General features: G+C 62.2%; 16 protein-coding genes. 5 read left to right on the top strand and 11 right to left on the bottom strand.

The features are described from left to right. Nucleotides 1-188: 188 nt before the first annotated feature. The 7 genes from J8I26_RS20625 to J8I26_RS20595 form a co-directional block, all read right to left on the bottom strand. On the bottom strand, nt 189-1,460 hold the full coding sequence (locus J8I26_RS20625; protein WP_209608989.1) for an AMP-binding protein: 1,272 nt from the start codon (nt 1,458-1,460) through the stop codon (nt 189-191). 23 nt (nt 1,461-1,483) lie between these two features. Beyond that, a complete protein-coding gene (locus J8I26_RS20620) occupies nt 1,484-2,341 on the bottom strand; it encodes an ABC transporter ATP-binding protein (protein ID WP_245200434.1) in 858 nt (285 codons plus the stop codon). Between the two features lie 80 nt (nt 2,342-2,421). Next, nucleotides 2,422-3,744 carry an ABC transporter substrate-binding protein gene (locus J8I26_RS20615; RefSeq protein ID WP_209608988.1) on the bottom strand — a complete coding sequence of 441 codons (1,323 nt, stop codon included), beginning with the start codon at nt 3,742-3,744 and terminating at the stop codon, nt 2,422-2,424. Nucleotides 3,745-3,844: 100 nt separating this feature from the next. Beyond that, complete coding sequence (locus J8I26_RS20610; RefSeq protein WP_209608987.1) at nt 3,845-4,921, bottom strand: branched-chain amino acid ABC transporter permease; 1,077 nt, start codon at nt 4,919-4,921, stop codon at nt 3,845-3,847. 170 nt (nt 4,922-5,091) lie between these two features. Then, complete coding sequence (locus J8I26_RS20605) at nt 5,092-6,006, bottom strand: branched-chain amino acid ABC transporter permease (RefSeq protein WP_209608986.1); 915 nt, start codon at nt 6,004-6,006, stop codon at nt 5,092-5,094. 58 nt (nt 6,007-6,064) lie between these two features. Continuing rightward, on the bottom strand, nt 6,065-6,958 hold the full coding sequence (locus J8I26_RS20600) for an ABC transporter ATP-binding protein (protein ID WP_209608985.1): 894 nt from the start codon (nt 6,956-6,958) through the stop codon (nt 6,065-6,067). 66 nt (nt 6,959-7,024) lie between these two features. Beyond that, nucleotides 7,025-8,986, bottom strand: a complete 1,962-nt coding sequence (locus J8I26_RS20595; protein ID WP_209608984.1) for an AMP-binding protein — start codon at nt 8,984-8,986, stop codon at nt 7,025-7,027. Between the two features lie 260 nt (nt 8,987-9,246). Here J8I26_RS20595 and J8I26_RS20590 point away from each other — a divergent pair, with 260 nt between their 5' ends. Next, nucleotides 9,247-9,903, top strand: a complete 657-nt coding sequence (locus J8I26_RS20590; protein ID WP_245200433.1) for a Crp/Fnr family transcriptional regulator — start codon at nt 9,247-9,249, stop codon at nt 9,901-9,903. An 82-nt stretch (nt 9,904-9,985) separates the two neighbouring features. Here J8I26_RS20590 and J8I26_RS20585 read toward each other — a convergent pair whose 3' ends face one another. The 4 genes from J8I26_RS20585 to J8I26_RS20570 form a co-directional block, all read right to left on the bottom strand. Further along, entirely contained in the window at nt 9,986-10,462 is a 477-nt protein-coding gene (locus tag J8I26_RS20585; protein ID WP_209608982.1) for a response regulator, read from the bottom strand. A gap of 368 nt (nt 10,463-10,830) precedes the next feature. Then, a complete protein-coding gene (locus J8I26_RS20580) occupies nt 10,831-11,481 on the bottom strand; it encodes a response regulator transcription factor (RefSeq protein ID WP_209608981.1) in 651 nt (216 codons plus the stop codon). Nucleotides 11,482-11,483: 2 nt separating this feature from the next. Beyond that, nucleotides 11,484-12,947, bottom strand: coding sequence for an ATP-binding protein (locus tag J8I26_RS20575; RefSeq protein WP_209608980.1), 1,464 nt, complete (start codon nt 12,945-12,947; stop codon nt 11,484-11,486). 66 nt (nt 12,948-13,013) lie between these two features. Next, the gene (locus tag J8I26_RS20570; protein WP_209608979.1) at nt 13,014-14,798 is read right to left on the bottom strand and encodes a CHASE3 domain-containing protein; all 1,785 of its coding nucleotides are present in this window, start codon (nt 14,796-14,798) and stop codon (nt 13,014-13,016) included. A 553-nt stretch (nt 14,799-15,351) separates the two neighbouring features. On the opposite strand from J8I26_RS20570, the gene J8I26_RS20565 reads away from it, so the two are divergent. The 4 genes from J8I26_RS20565 to J8I26_RS20550 all read left to right on the top strand — a co-directional run bounded on the left by J8I26_RS20565 (nt 15,352) and on the right by J8I26_RS20550 (nt 19,588). Then, nucleotides 15,352-15,819 carry a spore coat U domain-containing protein gene (locus J8I26_RS20565; protein ID WP_245200432.1) on the top strand — a complete coding sequence of 156 codons (468 nt, stop codon included), beginning with the start codon at nt 15,352-15,354 and terminating at the stop codon, nt 15,817-15,819. A 255-nt stretch (nt 15,820-16,074) separates the two neighbouring features. Beyond that, nucleotides 16,075-16,803, top strand: a complete 729-nt coding sequence (locus J8I26_RS20560; RefSeq protein ID WP_348635351.1) for a fimbria/pilus periplasmic chaperone — start codon at nt 16,075-16,077, stop codon at nt 16,801-16,803. 53 nt (nt 16,804-16,856) lie between these two features. Next, complete coding sequence (locus J8I26_RS20555; RefSeq protein ID WP_348635350.1) at nt 16,857-19,094, top strand: fimbria/pilus outer membrane usher protein; 2,238 nt, start codon at nt 16,857-16,859, stop codon at nt 19,092-19,094. A 23-nt stretch (nt 19,095-19,117) separates the two neighbouring features. Then, a complete protein-coding gene (locus J8I26_RS20550) occupies nt 19,118-19,588 on the top strand; it encodes a spore coat U domain-containing protein (protein ID WP_209608976.1) in 471 nt (156 codons plus the stop codon). The last annotated feature ends 321 nt before the right edge of the window (nt 19,589-19,909 follow it).

The following is a 19,909-nucleotide window of genomic DNA, read 5'->3' as shown; positions in this document are numbered from 1 at the left end:
AATACGCCGCGGAAAAATTCTGCAGGGAAGTTCAGCGCCGGCAAGGCAGCGGCACGACGTCGACGCCAGCCCCGGCGTCGACGTCGTGCCTGTTCCATCTATCTGCCATCCCCGCTTCCACCCCTGCCGTTGCCCCCCCCGTGTGCTCAACGCGGCCTGCTCAATAGCAGCGCCACGCGCTCCCGCACTCATTCGTACTTGCGCGCATCCTCGATCACCTTGCCGTCGTTGGGCAAGCTCCCCGGGCTCACCAGCAGCACCTCGCCGCGCAGCTTGGTTACCTCGCGCAGGCTGCCGGCGATCGCCGACACGTCGAGCGCCGGATTTTCAGGATCGCCGACTTCGCAATGCAGCGTCATCACGTCATTGGCCATCTCGCCGCTGACCACCAGGCGCGCGCGGAGCAAGTCGCCGTGCCGGCGCAGCACGTCGGCCACTTGCGAGGGATGCACGAACATGCCGCGCACCTTGGTGGTCTGGTCGGCGCGTCCCATCCAGCCCTTGATGCGGGTGTTGGTGCGCCCGCAGAGCGAAGCGCCGGCCACCACCGCCGACAGGTCGCCGGTGCCGAAGCGGATCAGCGGATAGTCCGGATTGAACGAGGTCACCACCACCTCGCCCACCTCGCCCGGCGCCACCGGGTCGCCGGTACCGGGGCGCACGATCTCCAGGATCAGTTCCTCGTCCAGCACCATGCCCGGATGCACCGCGCCTTCGCTCATGGTCTCGTAGGCAATGTTGCCGATGTCGGCCGAGGCGTACAGCTGCAGCACCTGCGGTACGCCATGTTCGTAGAACCAGGCGCGCAACGACGGCGGCAAGGCTTCCGCGCTGACCAGCGCGCGCTGTACGCTGGAAATATCGGCGCCCATCTCGCGCGCCTTCTCGATGATGATCTTGAGGAAGGACGGCGTGCCAACGTAAGCGTCAGGCTTGAGCGCCGCCATTGCATTCACCTGCAGCTCGGTCTGGCCGATGCCGGCCGGGATCACCGCGCAGCCCAGCTTGGCCGCCGCACCCTCGACCATGAAGGCCGCCGGCGTGAAATGATAGGCGAAGCAATTCTGCAAAATGTGACCCGCCTGCAGGCCGAGCGCTTTCATCGGACTGGCGAAGCGCCACCAGTCGGCGCCGTGCCCTTCGGGGTCGAAGATCGGCCCGGGCGAGACGAACAGGCGCCGCAGCTGCTGCGCCGGCGTCGTGTTGAGGCCGCCGAACGGCGCCTCGCGGGTCTGCAATTCCTTCAGGTCGGATTTGCGCGTGACCGGCAATGCGGCCAGGTCCGCGCGCGAACGCACCGCCTGCGCATCGACGCCTTTGAGGATGCGCGCCCAGCCGGGCGCAGACTGCGCGCGCGCCAGCAGGGCCGGCAGACGCTGCATCAGCTGTTCTTCGCGCTGTTGCGGGTCGCGCCGCTCCAGCGCATCCAATTCTTGCAGCACCCGCTTGGGATCAGCCATGTTGCCCATGATGTCCCCTCGCCTCAGGCCAGCCAGCGCTTGCGGCGGCGATAGAACTTCATGTCGCGGAAGTTCTTGCGGCCGGCGGCCGAGACGCCGAGGTAGAACTCCTTGACATCCTCGTTATCCGACAGCTCCTGCGCCGCGCCTTCCATCACGACCCGGCCGTTCTCCAGGATGTAGCCGAAGTCGGCGTAGCGCAGCGCCACCATGGTGTTCTGCTCGGCCAGCAGGAAAGACACCTTTTCCTTGGTGTTCAAGTCCTTGACGATCTCGAAGATCTCTTCGACGATCTGCGGCGCCAGCCCCATCGAGGGCTCGTCCAGCAGGATCATCGAGGGCTTGGCCATCATGGCGCGGCCGATCGCCGTCATCTGCTGCTCGCCGCCGGAGGTGTAGCCCGACTGCGACTTGCGCCGCACCTTCAGGCGCGGAAAATAATCGTAGATCTTTTCCAGCTCGTGCTTCACCTCGGCGTTGCTGATGCCGCGCGTGTAGGCGCCGGTCAGCAGGTTCTCTTCCACCGTCAGGTGGCCGAAGCAGTGTCGTCCTTCCATTACCTGAATCACGCCGCGCTTGACCAGGTCATTGGGCGTCATGCTGTCGACCCGCTCGCCGCGAAACTCGATGCTGCCCTTGGTGACGTCGCCGCGTTCGGCGCGCAACAGGTTGGAGATGGCCTTCAGGGTGGTGCTCTTGCCGGCGCCGTTGGCGCCCAGGAGCGCCACGATCTTGCCTTCGGGCACGTCCAGCGACACCCCCTTCAAGACCAGGATCACGTGGTCGTAGATGACCTCGATATTGTTGATCGACAGCGCGGTCGCGACCGGTGCGTTGCTGATTGCTGCCGTATCGATCGCAATATTCGTCGCAGTGTTCATCGCAGTGCTCATGTTCTGTTCGCCATCAAAAAAAGCGCCGGCGGCCGTTGGGAGACGTGCAAGACCGCCGGCGCAAGCGCCTACTTCATGCAGGCAGGAGTAATGCCTTTTTCTTTTGCGTATTTGGCAGCGGAGGCTTTGAACAGCGGGTGGATCAGGTTCTTGTTGCCCTCGATCCAGTCAGACACCAGCACCCACTTGCTGCCGTCCCATTGCTGGATCTTCACCATGCCCGAGCCCTCATGGTTTTCGCAGGAGGTCTTGATCTCCGGCAGCAGGCCGGTCGCGCCCAGTTGCTGCAGGCGGGCGTTATTGATGTTCAGGTTCTCCAGGCCCCAGCGCACCTGCTCGCCGCTCATGACCTTGCCTTTGCCGAACTTGGCCTGCGCGGTGCGCACACCCTCGACGGTGGCGATCGCCGCCGACACGCCGCGGTTATAGAGCACCGAGCCCACCTTGTTCTTGTCCTGCATATTGCCCTTGCCTGCGCCGTAGACCACCTTGTCGATGTCGGCGATCACCGGCACGTCGCGGCCGGCCACGTTCCAGGTGGCCGACAGGTAGCCCTTGGCGGCGTCACCCGCGGGGATGGTGTCCTCTTCCGAACCGGCCCACCAGGAGCCGACGATCTTGTCGCGCGCGAAGCCGACCTTCTGCGCCGCCTTCAGCGCGGTCTGGTTCATCACGCCCCAGCCCCAGAAGATCACGTAGTCTGGATTCTCCTGGCGGATGCGCAGCCATTGCGCGCCCTGCTCGTTGCCGGGGTGCGCCACCGGGATTTCCACCAGCTTGAACTTGCCGATGGAAGACTCGGCCTGCAGCGCCACGATGGGCTCCTTGCCGTAGGCAGAGTCGTGGTACAGGAACACGATCTTCTTGCCGGCCAGCGAGCCGCCGTTCTTGCCGGCGAGATACTTGACGATGGCCGAGACCTGCATCTGGTAAGTCGTCACCAGCGGGAAGGCGTACGGAAATACCGAGCCGTCCACCGCGTCGGTGCGGCCGTAGCCGATCATCAGCAGCGGCACCTTGTCTTCCGCGGTCTTGTCGATCAGCGCATAGGAGATGCCGGTGGCCATCGGATTGATGGCGGTGCCCTTGGTCACGGTGTTCTTGTTCTTCATGCGCTCGTAGCACTCGACGCCCTTGGCGTTGTTGTACTCGGTCTCGCACTCTTCCCACGACAGCTTGACGCCGTTGACGCCGCCGTCCTTCAGGTTGACGTAGTTCAGGTAGTCCACGTAGCCGCCGTAGTAGGACTGGCCGTTGGTGCCGTAAGGGCCGACCCGGTAGCTGGGAATGGCGATGAACTGCTCGTTGCTCTGCGCCGCCGCGGGTATCGCGGAGGACAGCAGGCCGGCGGCGCAGGCTGCGGCCAGCATCAGGTATTTGATACGCTTCATGGTCTCGTCTCCTCTTGTGTTGTCGTGTCCGACTTATGTGTCCGACCTATACGTCGCCGGCGTACCGGCTCTTGCAACTCATGAAATCTGTCGACGCCGCTCAGTGCGGGAACGGCCACAGCCGCAGCTTCTCCTTGGCGATCTGCCACAAGCGCGCCAGGCCATGCGGCTCGACGATCAGGAAGAAGATGATCAGCGCGCCGAACACCATCAACTGGATGTGCGACACGGTGGCATTGGTGAACGGCAGGTGCAGCAGCGCGGCCAGCGGCGGCAGGACGTTGTCCAGGAAGATCGGCAGCAGCAGGATGAAGGCAGAACCGAGGAAGGAACCGAGGATGCTGCCCACGCCGCCGATGATGATCATGAACAGGATGCGGAAGGACAGGTCCAGCGAGAAGCCGTCCGGCTCCACCGAGCCCAGGTAGCAGAACGCATACAACGCGCCGGCCACGCCGCAGAAGAACGAGCTCACGGCGAAGGCGGCCAGCTTGGTGCGCATCAGCGGGATGCCGATCACCTCGGCCGCCACGTCCATGTCGCGCACCGCCATCCAGGCGCGGCCGGTGGAAGAGCGCACCAGGTTCTTGGCCAGCAGCGCCATGACGCACACGATGGCCAGCACGAACAGGTATTTCTTCACCGGCGTGTCGATGGCCAGACCAAACAGGTCGATCTTGGGCGTGCTGATCACGCCCGAGGAACTGTTGTTGGAGAACCAGGGAAACTTGGTCAGCGCCCACACCACGAAGAACTGCGCGGCCAGCGTCGCCACCGCCAGGTAGAAGCCCTTGATACGCAGCGACGGCAGGCCGAACACCACCCCCACCAATGCGGCGCAGCCGCCGGCCAGGATGAAGGTCAGCAAGATGGGAATGCCCTCCACGCGCAGCTGGAAGTTATAGGCCGCATACGCGCCCACCGCCATAAACGCGGCCGAGCCGAGCGACAGCTGGCCGGCGTAACCGGTCAGGATGTTCAGCCCCAGCGCCGCCAGCGCGAACACCAGAAACGGGATCAGGATCGCAGAGAACCAGTATTCGCTGCCCAGCAGCGGCACGCCGAGGAAGGCGAAGGCCATGAACAGCGCGAAGACGATACGATCCTGGCGGATCGGAAAGATCTGGCTGTCGGCGATATAGCTTGTCTTGAATTGTCCTGCTTCACGGTACAGCATGGTGGCTCTCCAATCTGGGTACTACCTTATTACTGCCTCGGTCGTCGGCTTGCCAGACCGCCTGTCGTCCCTGCGAAAGCAGAGACCGAGCGTCGTTCAACTTCCGGTGGTGCATCACCTACGCCACCGGGTTCCTGCTTTCGCACGCAGGAACGGCAACCCATCCCCGCTCAAACGCGGTCGATATGCCGCTCGCCGAACAAGCCTTCCGGCCGCACCAGCAAGAACAACAGCGCAAACACATACGGGAACCAGCCCTCGATGCCGCCGAAGTTGCCGCCGAAGGCGTCCTGCATTACGGGCGGGATATAGATCTCGGCCAGCTTCTCGGAGGCGCCGATGATGAGGCCGCCGACGATCGCACCCGGGATCGAGGTGAAACCGCCCAGGATCAGCACCGGCAGGGCCTTCAGCGCAGTCATGGTGAGCGCGAACTGCACGCCGTTGCGCGAGCCCCAGAGCAAGCCGGCGATCAGCGCCACGAAGCCGGCCACGCCCCACACCACGGCCCAGATATGCTGCAGCGGAATGCCCAGCGACAGCGCGGCCTGGTGATCATCGGCCACGGCGCGCAGCGCGCGGCCGACCTTGGTCTTCTGGAAGAACAGCGCCAGCGCCGCCACCAGCGCCACCACCATGCCGGAGGCGAACAGGTCGAACTTGGAGATGCCGATGCCGATGCTGTCCATCACCGACATGATGGGTTCGTCGACGATGCCCAGGTCGATCGGCCGCACCTCGCTGCCGAACAGCAAGGGGCCCAGTCCTTCCAGGAAAAAGGTCAGGCCGATGGTGGCCATGAATAGCGTGATCGGCGGCTGGTTCACCAGCTTGCGCAGCACGAAGCGCTCGGTCGCCAGGCCCACCAGGATCATCACCATGAAGGCGCCGATGATGGCCGCCCACATCGGCATGCCCTTCTCCATCAGCCCCACCACCGCCAGCGCGGCGAAGTAGACCATCGCGCCCTGCGCGAAATTGAACACGCCCGAGGCTTTGTAGATCAGCACGAAGCCCAGCGCCACCAGCGAATACATGAGCCCTGAAAGCAGTCCGCTCAGGGTCACTTCGAAAAAGAATTGCATGTCGTCTCCTTGCTGCGTGGTTCTTGTTGTTCTTGTTGTCGCCTCCGGCGTGCCCGGCTCAGTGCGAGGTGCCCAGGTAGGCCTTGATCACGTCTTCGTTGTTCATCACTTCGTCGGGCGTGCCGTCGCCGATCTTCTTGCCGTAGTCCAGCACCACCACGCGGTCGGAGATGTCCATCACCACCCCCATATCGTGCTCGATCAGCACGATGGTGGTGCCGAACTGGTCGTTCACATCGAGGATGAAGCGGCACATGTCCTGCTTCTCTTCCACGTTCATGCCAGCCATCGGCTCGTCCAGCAGCAGCATGCCAGGTTCGGCCGCCAGCGCACGCGCCAGCTCGACGCGCTTTTGCAGGCCGTAGGGAAGACGTCCCACCGGCGTCTTGCGGATGTGCTGGATCTCGAGGAAGTCGATCACCTCCTCCACCTTGTGGCGATGCTCCATCTCCTCGCGCCGCGCCGCGCCCCACCACATCGCGTTGGAAAGCAGGCCGGAACGCATCTTGGTGTTGCGCCCGGTCATGATGTTGTCGAGCACGGTCATGCCCTTGAACAACGCGATGTTCTGGAAGGTGCGCGCGATGCCCTGGCGCGCGATGGCGCTGGGATGCATGCCGCGCCGCTGCTCGCCGCGATAGACGATGCTGCCCTTTTGCGGGTGGTAGACGCCGTTGATGACATTGATCATCGAGCTCTTGCCGGCGCCGTTGGGGCCGATGATGGCGCGGATCTCGTGCTCCTTCACGTTGAAGGAAATATCGGTCAGCGCCTTCACCCCGCCGAAGGACAGCGAGATGTTTTGCAGGTCGAGAATCACCTCGCCGATGCGGCGGCCGCTGGCAGTCATGGCCGGCGCTGCCGGGTCCTGACTGAAATCGGGACTCGCTACGGGCGGCATCCCGGAGGGGATGATTTCTGCGCTCATGTGTCGTTTCATGGTCGTGTTCATTCAGCGATGGTCTGGATGCTGTTGCGCTGGTGGCCGGATGCTGCCCGGGCGGAGACTGCGAACTGCTCAGGCCGCGCTCTTGAGCGCACCGAAGGTCCTGGCTTCGGCGATCTTCAGGTCGGCCGAGATCATGCCCTGGCGGCCATCCTCGAACTTCACCTGCGTCTCGATGTACTGGTTGCTCTTGCCGTCATACAAGGCATCGATCAGCACCGCATATTTGTCGGCGATGAAACCACGCCGTACCTTGCGGGTGCGGGTCAGCTCCTCGTCGTCCGGGTCGAGCTCCTTGTGCAGGATCAGGAAGCGATGGATCTGTGAATCGGCCAGCAGCGGATCGGCCACCAGGTCGGCGTTCACCTTTTCCACACACTCGCGCACCAGCTCGTACACCGCCGGATTGGAGGCCAGATCGGTATAGCCGCTGTACGGCAGGTTGCGCCGCTCGGCCCAGTTGCCGACCGCGTCCATGTCGATGTTGATGAAGGCCATGCACTGCGCGCGGCCGTTGCCGAAGGTGACCGCCTCCTTGACGAAGGGGAAGAACTTCAGCTTGTTCTCGATGTACTTCGGCGCGAACATGCTGCCGCACGCCATCTTGCCGACATCCTTGGCGCGGTCGATGATCTTCAGGTGGCCGTCGCTGTCGAAGAAGCCGGCGTCGCCGGTGTGGAAGTAGCCGTCGGCGTCGATGGCCTCGGCGGTGGCGTCGGGGCGCTTGAAGTATTCCTTCATCAGGCCGGGCGAGCGCACCAGCACTTCGCCGTTGGCGTCGATGCGTACTTCCACGCCTTTCATCGGACGGCCGACGCTGTCGAGCTTGACGTCACCCGAAGGCTGCATGCACACCGTGACGCAGGTCTCGGTCATGCCGTAGAGCTGCTTCAGGTTGATGCCCATGGAACGGTAGAAGTCGAACAGGTCAGGGCCGATGGCCTCGCCGCCGGTATAGGCCACACGCAGGCGCGACATGCCCAGCACGTTCTTCAGCGGGCCGTAGACCAGCAGGTTGCCCAGCGCATATTGCAGGCGATCGAGCGCCGACACGCCGGGCTTCTTGTCGAGGATGCGCATGCCCACGCGGCGCGCCACGCGCATGAAGCCGTGGAACATCTTGCGCTTGATCCATCCGGCGTCCTCGATGCGGATCATCACCTGGGTGAGGATGTTTTCATAGATGCGCGGCGGCGCGAAATAGTAGGTCGGGCCGATCTCGCGCAAATCGCTCATTACGGTGTTGGGCGACTCCGGGCAGTTCAGGCAGAAGCCCGCCACGTGCTGCTGCGCGAACGAATAGAGGAAGTCACCCACCCAGGCCAGCGGCAGGTAGCAGAGGATGTCGTCGTCCTCGTCCAGATGGTCGAACTCCACCAGCGTGCGCGCGGTGGTGACCATGGCGCGGTGCGAGTGGCACACGCCCTTGGGCTTGCCGGTGGTGCCGGAGGTGTAGAGGATGATGGCGACGTCGTCCGGCGTGCCGGCATTGACCTCGTTCATGAAGAAATCGGGATGCCGGCGGTCGTAGTCGCGCCCCAGCTCCTGCACCCGCGCAAACGACAGCAGCTCGGGCTGGTGGTAGTTGCGCATGCCGCGCTCGTCGTCGTAGATGACGTGGGCAATGCGCGGCAGGTTTTCCTTGATCTCGAAGACCTTGTCGACCTGCTCCTGGTCTTCGGCCATCACGAAGTCGACGTTGGCGTCGGTCAGCACATAGGCCATGTCGGCGGCCGGCGCGTCCTGGTACAGCGGCACCGGCATGCCGCCCAGCGCCTGCGCGGCCGACATCGCCCAGTAAAGCCGCGGGCAGTTGTTGCCGATGATGGCCAGGCTCATGCCGCGCTTGAATCCCAGCGCGGCCAGGCCGCAGGCGAATGCCCGCACTTCGTCGGCCACCTGTTGCCAGGTCGTGGCTTGCCAGATGCCAAGGTCCTTCTCGCGGAAGGCGGCGCGTTGCCCTCGTGTCTGAGCGTGCGCCAGCAGCAGCCGCGGAAACGTCGCCGCTTCCGTGTCGTGTCTCGTCTCCACCATCTTCCCACCTTCTTTTTGTAGGCTCGGAGGATGCTTCCGTGATGCGGAAGTATCCGGTGTCGGATCAGTCTGTGCCGCGTTGCTTACGTCGCTCTTACGCTTGCTGCGATGTCGCTTCGCGTGCCAGCCGTCCTGTCTTTTTCATGACTGCTTTTTTGCGATGATAGTAGTGTCTGTGGTTGCGTGCGGATGTCATCTCACCGACAATTGTCAAACTTTCGATATTGCGACGCATCATCATGGAGACATCAATAAGAAGCATGCTGAAGAAAAGCATCTGGGCGCAAGCGCTGACGGAAGATCAGCTGGCCCGGGTCGAGTCCGAAGTCTTCAGCCGCAAGATCCCCGCCGGCGGTTACGTGTGCCGCAAGGGCGATCCGGTGACGCATTGGATCGGCGTGCACGAAGGCCTGCTGAAGATGAGCAGCGTCTCGCCCGAGGGCAAGACCGTGTCGTTCGCCGGCATGGCCAACGGCGGCTGGCTGGGCGAAGGCTCGCTGCTCAAGGACGAGCCGCGCAAGTACGACGTGGTGGCGCTGCGCGAGAGCGAGCTGATCTACATGCCCAAGGCCACCTACACCTGGTTGCTGGACAACAGCATTCCCTTCAACCGTTTCCTGGTGACGCAGTTGAACGAGCGCCTGGGCCTGTTCATTTCGCTGGTGGAATACGACCGCATGCTGGAGCCCGATGCGCGCGTGGCGCGCTGCCTGGCGGCACTGTTCAATCCCTACCTGAACCCGGGCATCGGCCTGAACCTGCAGATTTCCCAGGAGGAAGTCGGCAACCTGTCCGGCACCTCGCGCCAGCGCGCCAACCAGGCGCTGCAGGTGCTGGAGAAGGCAGGCCTACTGAAGGTGGATTACGGCAGCATCACCATCAATGACTTGGATGGCCTGCGCCAATTCCACGCCTGATTGCCGCCGCCGATGATGGCGACGTCGAAGACGATGGAGGTAAAAAAAGCTGCCTGAGGCAGCTTTTTTTATTGGTCGCGGCTTATTGCCCGGTGGCCAGACGTCCCGGTTGCGGGCCTTCGCCGCCGCGCGCCGGACGATTCCGGTTGAGCCAGTAGACGCCGGTGTCGGCGACCGTGCCCATGAATTCCTTGGGATCGGTGCACTTCACGACGTAGCCGTTGGCGCCCAGCTCATAGCTGTGATCGATGTCGCGCTGGTCATCTGAGGACGAGAACATCACCACCGGAATGTGCGAGGTCGCGGCATTCGACTTGATGATCTTCAGGAAGTCGTGGCCGCTCATCAGCGGCAGGTTCAGATCCAGCAGGATCAGGTAGGGATGCAAGTCCTTGCGATCCGCATATCCGCCCTGGAAGAAGAATTCCTCCGCCAGTTCCGCGTCGGCAAACCAGGTCATGTTGTCCGCAAGCTTGCGGGTACCCAGCGCCAGGCGGGTCAACTCGGCCACTTCCGGGCTGTCGTCGACGAGGATGATGTCATATTGCTCGATATCCATATAAGGATCGCTTTCTTCATTCAGTAAGTTTCAAGCTGGAACTATTGTTGCCGGTTTGACCACGTATCCGATCGCCCCTCTGCATCGCATCGCGCCCTTCGCACAAACGGATCGCTCCGCCCTGCACTGATGTTCACGCCATACTTGCCGTCAGCAATGTTGTCCAACATCGGCGATCCGCTTGAAAACCAGTACCGACGCCGATTTCAGCACTGTGTGGCGATTATTGCACAGGCACTTTTAAAAGAAATCAGAATTTTCCTGAAGACCATGAAAAGCCTCTGAAATGCTGCCCGCAGGAATCTTTTACCTCGTTTGCGCGCCGCTTCTGTTGCTATTGCATCAGCTTCGCGTTGGTGGTTGCAGGCTTACTTGTCCGGCGTGGCAATGCCGGTGCGAATCGCGTAGCGCACCAGGCCCGGCACGTCGCGGATATCGAGGCGCTCCATCAGCTGCGCGCGGTGGGTCTCGATGGTCTTGGCGCTGACGTTCAACTGGTAGGCGATTTCCTTGGTGTTGTTGCCTTCGGCGATCAGCTGCAGGATCTCGCGTTGCCGCGGCGTCAACACTTCCACCGGGGTGCCGTTTTGCGCCACGCGCTTCATATAGTTGTCCAGCGCCTCGCGCGAGATGTGCGAGTCCAGATATTGCCGGCCGTGCTTGACCTCGTAGAGCGCCTTCTCCAGTTCGGTGGCGGCTGAGTCCTTGAACAGATAGCCGTTGGCGCCGGCGTTCAAGGCTTGCATCACGTACTCCTCGCTGCCGTACATCGACAGCATCAGGAAGCGCGTGGTCGGATAGTCGCCGCGCAGGCGACGCAGCGCCTCCAGCCCGTTCATGCCTTTCATGGCGATGTCCATCACCACCAGGTCGGGCTTCAACTGGCCGATCATCTCGATCACCTCCGCGCCGTCGGACGCCTCGCCCACCACTTCCACGCCTTGCATGGCGGCGAGCAAGGCCTTGATGCCGCTGCGCACCAGGGCGTGATCGTCCGCAAGCATGATTCGGGTCAACATGGTCAAATCCTCCTTACGATAGGTGCGACCGGCAAGTGCATGACGATTTCCGTCCCCTCGCCGGGCGCTGATGAAATATCCATGGAACCACCCACCAGCACCGCGCGCTCCTCCATATTGAGGATGCCGAAGCTGGTGCCTGAAATGGCGTTGCTGCGCGCGCGTTCAAGGTCGAAACCCTTGCCGTCGTCGCGGATGCTGAGATAGACCTGCTCCTGCTTGCGCTCGATCTTGACCCAGATGTTCTGGCACTTGGCGTGGCGCAGGATGTTGGTGACAGCCTCCTGCACGATACGGAAGGCCGTGTTCTCGATGTCGTGATGCAGCTCGCCGTCCACGCCGCTGCTCTCGAACCAGCCGTTGACGTTGGCCAGCTTGGACTTCTGCTCGACGTAGGAACGCAGCGCGGCGATCAGGCCGAGGTTATCCAGCTGCGGCGGACGCAGGTCCAGCGACAGGCTGCGCACCTGGGCCAGCACCGCGGTGACGATGTCGATACCGTTCTGCAGCGACGGGCCTTCCAGCGTACCGAGTTTCTTGATGGTTTCGAGATTGATCTTCAGCGCCGTCAGCGACTGGCCGACGTCATCGTGCAGGCCGCGCGCCAGGTGCTGGCGCTCGCGCTCCTGCACCTCGATCACGCGCGAAGACAACAGCTGCTGGCGCTGAATCGCCAGCTCCAGTTCGCGCCGCGACTGTTCGCGCTCGGTGACGTCGATGGCCAGGCCGGCCACCATGTCGCCCTTGCCGTCGCCGTGAATCGGGAAGCGCACGATGTCGAGGATGCGCGCGTTGTGGTTATGGTCGAACACCGTTTCCTGGGTGTGCAGTTCGCACTTCTCCAGCAGCACCTTGCGGTCGTTCTCCTGCGACGCGTCCGCCGCGCCGGTCGACATCAGATCGAAGTCGGTGAGGCCGTCCATGTCGCCCGGGGTCATGCCAAAGAAATTGGACTGGGCCGGGTTGACGTAGTTGTAGCGCAGCTGCGAGTCCTTGATCCAGGTCGGCATCGGCGCGGCGTTCATGAAGGCGTTGAAGCGCGCCTGCATCTCGCGCAGGGCCTGGGCGCTGGCGCGCTGCTTGCGACGCGCCTGGGCGTCGCGCAGCTCGCGGTCGACCGCGTGCGGCAGGCGCGTGATGGCGCTCTTGAGGAAGTAGTCCTGGGCGCCCGCCTTCATCACCTCCACCGCCGTCTGCTCGCCGATCACGCCGGAGACGATGATGAAGGGCGTCTGGTCGTTGTCCTTCTTGACGATCTTCAGGGCTTCGACGCCGCTGAAGGTGGGCATGGAGTAATCGGAAATGACGATATCCCAGCGCTGCTCGCGCAATGCGTCCAGCAACGCCGGCTCATCATCGACCCGTTGCCAGGTCGGCTCGAAGCCGCCGCGCTTGAGCTCGCGCACCATCAGCACGGCATCTTCTTCCATGTCCTCCACAAACAGCACGCGAAGCGGAATACTCATGGGTTCTGACTCTCGTTATGTCATTGAACAATGCGGGCCGACGCCAGCGGCCTGCCCGCCTTACGGTTACTGCGGTTCGATCAGGGTCGGCACCAGGCCCTTGCGCGGCAGCGAGAAGTAGAAGCTTGCGCCTTCCTTCGGCTTGCTCTCGGCCCAGACGCGACCGGTGTGGCGGATCACGATACGCTGCACCAGCGCCAACCCGATGCCGGTGCCGGCATATTCTTCCTGCCGGTGCAGGCGCTGGAAGGTGCCGAACAGCTTGTGGGCGTAACGCATGTCGAAACCCACGCCATTGTCGTGCACGCCGTAAATAATTTCCTCGTCGCTCACCTGCATGGTCACGCGCACCAGCGGATGCTCGCTCTTGCTGCTGAACTTGACGGCGTTGCTGAGCAGGTTTTCCCACACCTGAGTGATCAGGCCGCGATTGGCGACCACGCCGTCCATGAGCGGCACCTCGAAGCGCACGCCGGGGTTCTCCTGCTGCAATCCGGCGATCACCTGTCCCACCAGCTCTTCCATCGAGAAGCGCTCCAGCGTGAGCTCGCCGGTGGTCGACTTGGCCAGTTTCAACAGATCGTTGATCAGCTCGTCCATCTTCTTGACGTTGCGGCGAATCACCTGCAGCTGCTCGCGCCCTTTCTCGTCGATGGCGTCTGCGTAGTCCTCTTCCAGGATCATTGCGTAGCCGGAAATCGCCCGCAGCGGTGCACGCAGGTCGTGCGACACAGAGTAAGAGAAGCTTTCCAGCTCCTTGTTCACACTGTGCAGGTGCAAGGCCTGCCGCTTCAGGTCGGCATTAAGCGCTTCGATCTCATCCTCGGCGCGCTTGCGGTCCGAAATGTCGTACATCACGGTGCGACTGACCAGCTTGCCGGTCTCCTGATTCGCAATCGCGGTGGCGTTGACCAGCGCGGTGAAGATCGTGCCGTCGGCGCGACGATAGTTCAGGTCGATGCCGTTGATTTCACGTCGCAGCAGGAACTGCGGCAGCAGCTCACGCGTGTACCGTTCGGCGCTTTCCGGCGTCAGCAGATCGGTGTGCGACAAGCGGCCGACCACCTGCTCGCGCGTATAGCCCAGCCACTTCAGCTCGGTATCGTTGATCTTGATAATCTTCTTGTCGGTTTCATCGACCGAGTGGTAGCCGCAGGGTGCGTTGTTGTACAGGTCTTCGATATCGTCCGAGTATGCCTGGGCACGCTGCTGCGCCTCCTGGCGCCGCCGCATCTCCCGCCGCAGCTTGCTGTACACCATCACCAGCAAGGCAATGCTAAGCAGGCTGCCGCCCAGCACGGTCAGAATGGTGACGTCGGCACTGGTGGCGGTTTCATGCGACCGCGTGGCCAGCAAGGCGTTCTCGGTGCCCTTCATCTCCGCAAAACCGGCGCGGATGTCGTCGCTCAACGCCTTGCCTTCCAGCAGACGCGCCTGGGCGGTGGTCTGGTTCATGTCCAGCAGGCCGCGCGCCATCATCAGGCGCTGCGTGATCCTGTCTTCAGTCGCCGCGAGTCGCTGCATCTGCTCGGGGTTGTCGCGCATCAGATTACGCAACTCATGCATCAGCGAATTCAACTGGCGCACGCCGGCCTCGAAATTGCCGCGGTATTCATCGTTGCCCGACAAGGCGTAGCCGCGCGCGCTGCTGACCGTGTCGCGCAGGGTGGAATGCGCCTCCTCCAACACATTGAGTACAGAATGCGTGTGCTGCACCCAAACCGCGCGCTGCTCGAAGTCGCGCACGCTGTAGAAGGAAAAGACGGCCACGCCGATCGACAGCAGCAGCGCCAGAAAAAAGAATATGGCCGTGCTGGCGACGGCCAGCTTGGCATTATTGAAGATCGGCATTTTTTCTTTATGCAGCAAGGCTTAACACCATTCGACTCATGCGCGTATCAACAATCTCCCTGAGGGGCTGGACAGAGCCAGACAACGGTACTGTTTCCGGCACGTTATCGCAGCTTATCCAGTCACACAGGGAACTTACTACTTTGTTACCCCCGATGTCGACTGAATAATGCAGCCTTGGCCTCAGGCGAGACACTTTTCAACTTCGCTACTTCGTATTGGAATCCGCCCGCCCGATACCGTCCCGATCATCGTGACCGAAGGCTGAAGCGAACCGCTTCGTATCGTGATCGGTTCGTACATGCATACAAACCGATGTCGGAAATATTCAGGTGGCAATACATTCCGACATGATGACAAGTCCGAATTGCCGCTTGTCATCAAATGTTTTCATTCAGGCAGCAAGTTTCGTCATCGTCCCGCTTTTTTGTACTTGTTGCCTGTTGTGTCTCTGCAGCTTACGGCTTTTTTATTCGAATTTATTCTATAATAGACTCAACCCCAATCTGTTACTAGACGGCATCCTTCAACAATGAAAAAAATACATGTTTTCATGCTTGTCGCCGGATTAGTTTCAACCTTCGGCGCTGACAGCTTCGCAGCATCGTCCAATGCCAACCTGACGATGACGGCGGTGGTCCCGGCGCAGTGTGTCGTGCAGAGCGCCGCCCTGCCCTTCGGTACCTACAGCTCCAGCGCGATTCAGCAAAACGCCCAGATCGGCGTGACCTGCTCCAACGGTACCAGCTACACCATCAGCCTGGACGCCGGCACCGGTAACGGCGCCAGCACCGCGACGCGCAAGCTGGCTACCACCGATGGCAGCGCCACTCTGAACTACGCGCTGTACCAGGACTCGGCGCGTACCAAGAGCTGGGGTAACGCCAACGGCACCGATACGCTCAGCGGCACCGGCACCGGCGCCACCCAAAGCATTCCCGTCTACGGCTACATCCCCGCGGGACAAACTTCCAAGGCCGGCGCCTACAGCGACGTGGTAGCGATCACCCTGTCCTACTGACGTCATTCGCCCGCCAGCTTGACCAGCCAGCAGATGGCGCGCTCCGCAAGGATGCGCGCCATTTTGTTTGATGGCGACGCTCACTTCCGATGACGGTTGCGCTGGAATAATCGAGTCACTGCCAATCACGTGCGTGATTAACTTTCAATCAAATTTTGTGGTGATCGTGCAACCAAAAGCGTTACTAAAATCATATTTCGTTTTACTCTAGAAACATATCGAGATACCTGATAACTAAAACGGAGTTTTCGCACAGTGACGGGAACCATCATTCAGAGACTGGCCCGGGTATGGCCGATAGCCTGCCTGACCGCAGCGGGGGTATGCGGTGCAGCGCACGCATCCAATTTCGAAATCGCTCCGGTGGTATTGGAGCTGTCCTCGTCGCGTACCGCCGGCGTCGTCAAGATCGTCAACAACGACAACCACGACGTGTCGCTGCAATTGCGCGCCTTCGAGTGGAACCAGAGCGACAGCAAGGACGACCTGCAACCCACCCAGAACCTGATCATCAGCCCGCCGGTCTTCAGTCTGGCGCCGGGTGCCTCGCAAGTGATCCGCATCGTCTCCAAGCAGCTCTCCGGCCCCAACGAGATTGCGTTTCGTATGCTGATTGATGAAATCCCGTCGGCTGCCGAAGGCGCGACCATCAACTTCAAATTCCGTATCTCGATGCCGGTGTTCATCGCTGCCAACGCCACCCCAAAAATTCAGCTCGACTACACCCTGCATGCCGGCAAACCGGCCAAGCTGATCGTACGCAACACGGGCAACCGTCGCTCGCGCCTGCTCGACCTTGCTTTCACGCTGCCTAACGGCAAGAAGATCGTCGCGCCGGCCGGCGGCAATCCTTACACTCTTGCCGGCGTCACCCGGCAATATCTGATCGATACCGACACCCCTCTGGCTGCCGGCAGTAAGGTCAAAATGACTGCCACAGGCGACTCGGGGCCGATTGACACCGAACTGACCGTGGCGCCTTGAAACGCCTGACGCACTGGCTTCTCCTCCTCCCCCTGTTCATCCTGAGCGTCACAGTGCGTGCCGCCGAACCGGGAAGCCAGGATTTGCTGCTGGAAGTGTCCATCAACGGCCGTACGACAGACCTGGTGGTGCAGTTCACGCGGCGCCAGCAGGCGCTGTATACGACCGTGTCCGAGCTGCGCAGCCTGAAGCTGAAGGTGGATGGCGCCGACAACGACCTGGTCGCGGTCGCGACCGTCGCCACGCGCATCGAGCTCGACGAGGCCAACGCCAAGGTCAACCTGGACATCCCGGCACGCTTCATGAACACCACCGACATCGACGCCAACGCCGGCACTGCCAACGTCCCGCTGTCTGCAGGCGGGCGCGGGCTGGTGCTCAACTACGACCTGCTGGCAACCTCCAGCGAAGGTCTGCACGCGCTGGGCGGGCTGTTCGACGGCCGCTGGTTCTCCGGCAGCAGCGTGTTCAGCTCCACCGGGCTGGCCTACCTGGGCAACAGCGGCGGCGCCTCGGCGCGCCTGGAAACCACTTACACCTATTCCGAACCGGCGTCGCTGCGGCGCTACCGCATGGGCGACGTGATCAACGGCAGCCTGGCGTGGAGCCGCTCGGTACGCATGGGCGGCTTCCAGATTGCCTCCGACTTCAACCTGCGCCCCGACCTGGTCCGCTTCCCGACGCCGTCGCTGGGTGGCGAGACCGTGGTGCCGTCGACGGTGGACCTATTCGTCAACGGCGTGCGCCAATTGTCGCAGCCGGTGCAGCCGGGTCCGTTCGAGATCCGCCAGCCGCCGATTGCTAGCGGCGCCGGCCAGGTGGCCGTGGCCGTCACCGATGAATTGGGGCGACAGACGCTGCGCACCATCAATTTCTATGCGACCGATCGTCTGCTCAAGGAGGGCCTGATCTCCTATTCGGCCGAAGGCGGCTGGGTGCGCCGTAACTACGGCCTGCGCAGCAACAGCTATGGCGAATTCGCCCTCTCCGGCACCGGCCGGCGCGGGATAAGCGACTGGCTGACCCTGGAGACGCACGCCGAAGCGATGCGCGGACTCAAGCTGCTGGGCGCCGGCGGTGTGTTCAATCTCGGCAATCGCGCGGTGCTGGCCACTGCGGTCTCGGCCAGCAGCTCGGACGCGAACTCAGGCCAACAGCTGTCGGTGGCCATCGAGCGCAATGCAGACCCGATCAGCTTGTCGCTCTCCCGCACGCAATCCACCCGCGGCTACCAGGACATTGGGGCAATCGAAGGCGCGCCCGTGTCGCGCTCCTCGACGATTGCGACCCTGGGCATCAACCTGGGCAGCGCGGGTTCGCTCAGCATGGCCTACGCAATGACCAAGAGCCCGATCCTGTTGAGCGACACCGGCACCATCGGCTTGTCCGACAGCGAGACCGTGACCCTCACCTATTTCAAGTCGGTGGGCACCAGCTCCAACCTCTACCTGACCGCCTTCCGCGACTTCCGCAACAGCGGTTACGGCGCCACGGTGGGCCTGATCATTCCGTTCGGCGGCCGCGATGCGGGCGGGGTCAGCGCGAACAACAACAACGGCCAGCGCACGACGACGGTACAAGCCAGCCGCCCGACCATCGCCATCGGCGACATCGGCTGGCAGCTGCAGGATACCGAAGGCAGCTATAAGCAGCGCCTGGGCCAACTGAACTACAAGAGCCGCTACGGCAGCCTCAGCGCCGCGGCCGCGCAATCCGGCAATGTCTCCAGCCAGCGCCTGGGCGCGCGGGGATCGCTGGCCATGATGGATGGCGGCGTGTTCGCCTCCGACTGGATCGAGGACAGCTTCGCCGTGGTCAATGCCAGCGGCGTAAAGAATGTGGGCATCTATACCGAGAACCGCTACGCCGGCCGCACCGACGACAACGGCCAATTGCTGCTGACCGACCTGCGCGCCTACGACGTGAACAAAATCTCGGTCGACCTGCTGGACCTGCCGCTGACGCTGCAGCTCGACCAGACCGACCAGTACGTGAAGCCGCGCGATCGCTCGGGTGTGTCGGTCAGCTTCACGGCCAAGCGCGCCTCGGACGTGACCATTACGCTCAAGGATGCCGCCGGCAACTACATCCCGATGGGCTCGTCGATCAAGGTGCGCGAGACCGGCTTGCAGGCCCCGGTGGGCTACGATGGCGTCTCGTACCTGCAGGAACTGGCCCCCGTCAATACGCTCGACGTCACCCTGCCCTCGGGCTCGCAGTGCCATGCAACGCTCACGCCGCCCGCCCGATCCGATGGCGGCATGACCAATGAAACCGTGGTGTGTCGCTGAACTCGCCAGATACCGGAGCCGTCATGAAAACGCTCTTCACACTTTTGCTCACGTTCAGCCTCGGAATCGCTTGTAATGCGACCCAGGCGCAGGTCTGTTCAGCCGCTTCCACGTCGCTGAATTTCGGTACTTACAATCCACAGTCCAGCAGCAATCTGGACAATACGGCCACTGTCACCGTCACCTGCCAGGCGACCCTCTCCTTGCTGATGATCTATACCGTCAAGCTGAGCGCTGGCAGCAGCGGTAGTTATTCCCAACGCAAGATGCTCAGTGGCGCCAATACCCTTAATTACCAGGTCTATGGCGAATCCACGCACACCACGATCTGGGGCGACGGAACCTCCAGCACCGGCTACATCTCGGACGGCTATCTACTGCAGGTGCTGACGCCGGTCGTCAAGTCCTATACCGCCTATGGCCGCGCTCCCGGTAGTCAGAACGTCAAGGCCGGCAGTTACACCGATACGCTGACGATTCTCGTCACGTATTGATGAAAACATGGCGCCAAGAAACGAAACATCCTGAAATTGATGCCATTGCGCCGCAACTCAGGTTTTCCCTGATGACTTGCGACTACAGTTTCAGGAATCCCCGGATGCCGCCGCGGCGACCAAAAAATTAAAGTGTCTCCATACCCGCTGCACACAGAAGTTCTCGCACAGGGCGAGGACAGCGCAGGAACCCACTGGAGAGCAACATGTTTTTTGCCAAGAAAAATCGTTTCGTCTGCGCCAGCATCGCCGCCGTCGTCCTGGCTTCCAGCGCACCTGCTTCCTTCGCCGCCACCGCGACCAGCTCGCTGACGATCAGCG

This window comes from Herbaspirillum sp. LeCh32-8 (genome assembly GCF_017814915.1).
Lineage (GTDB): Bacteria > Pseudomonadota > Gammaproteobacteria > Burkholderiales > Burkholderiaceae_D > Herbaspirillum.
This window is presented reverse-complemented; position numbering and strand designations above follow the sequence as displayed.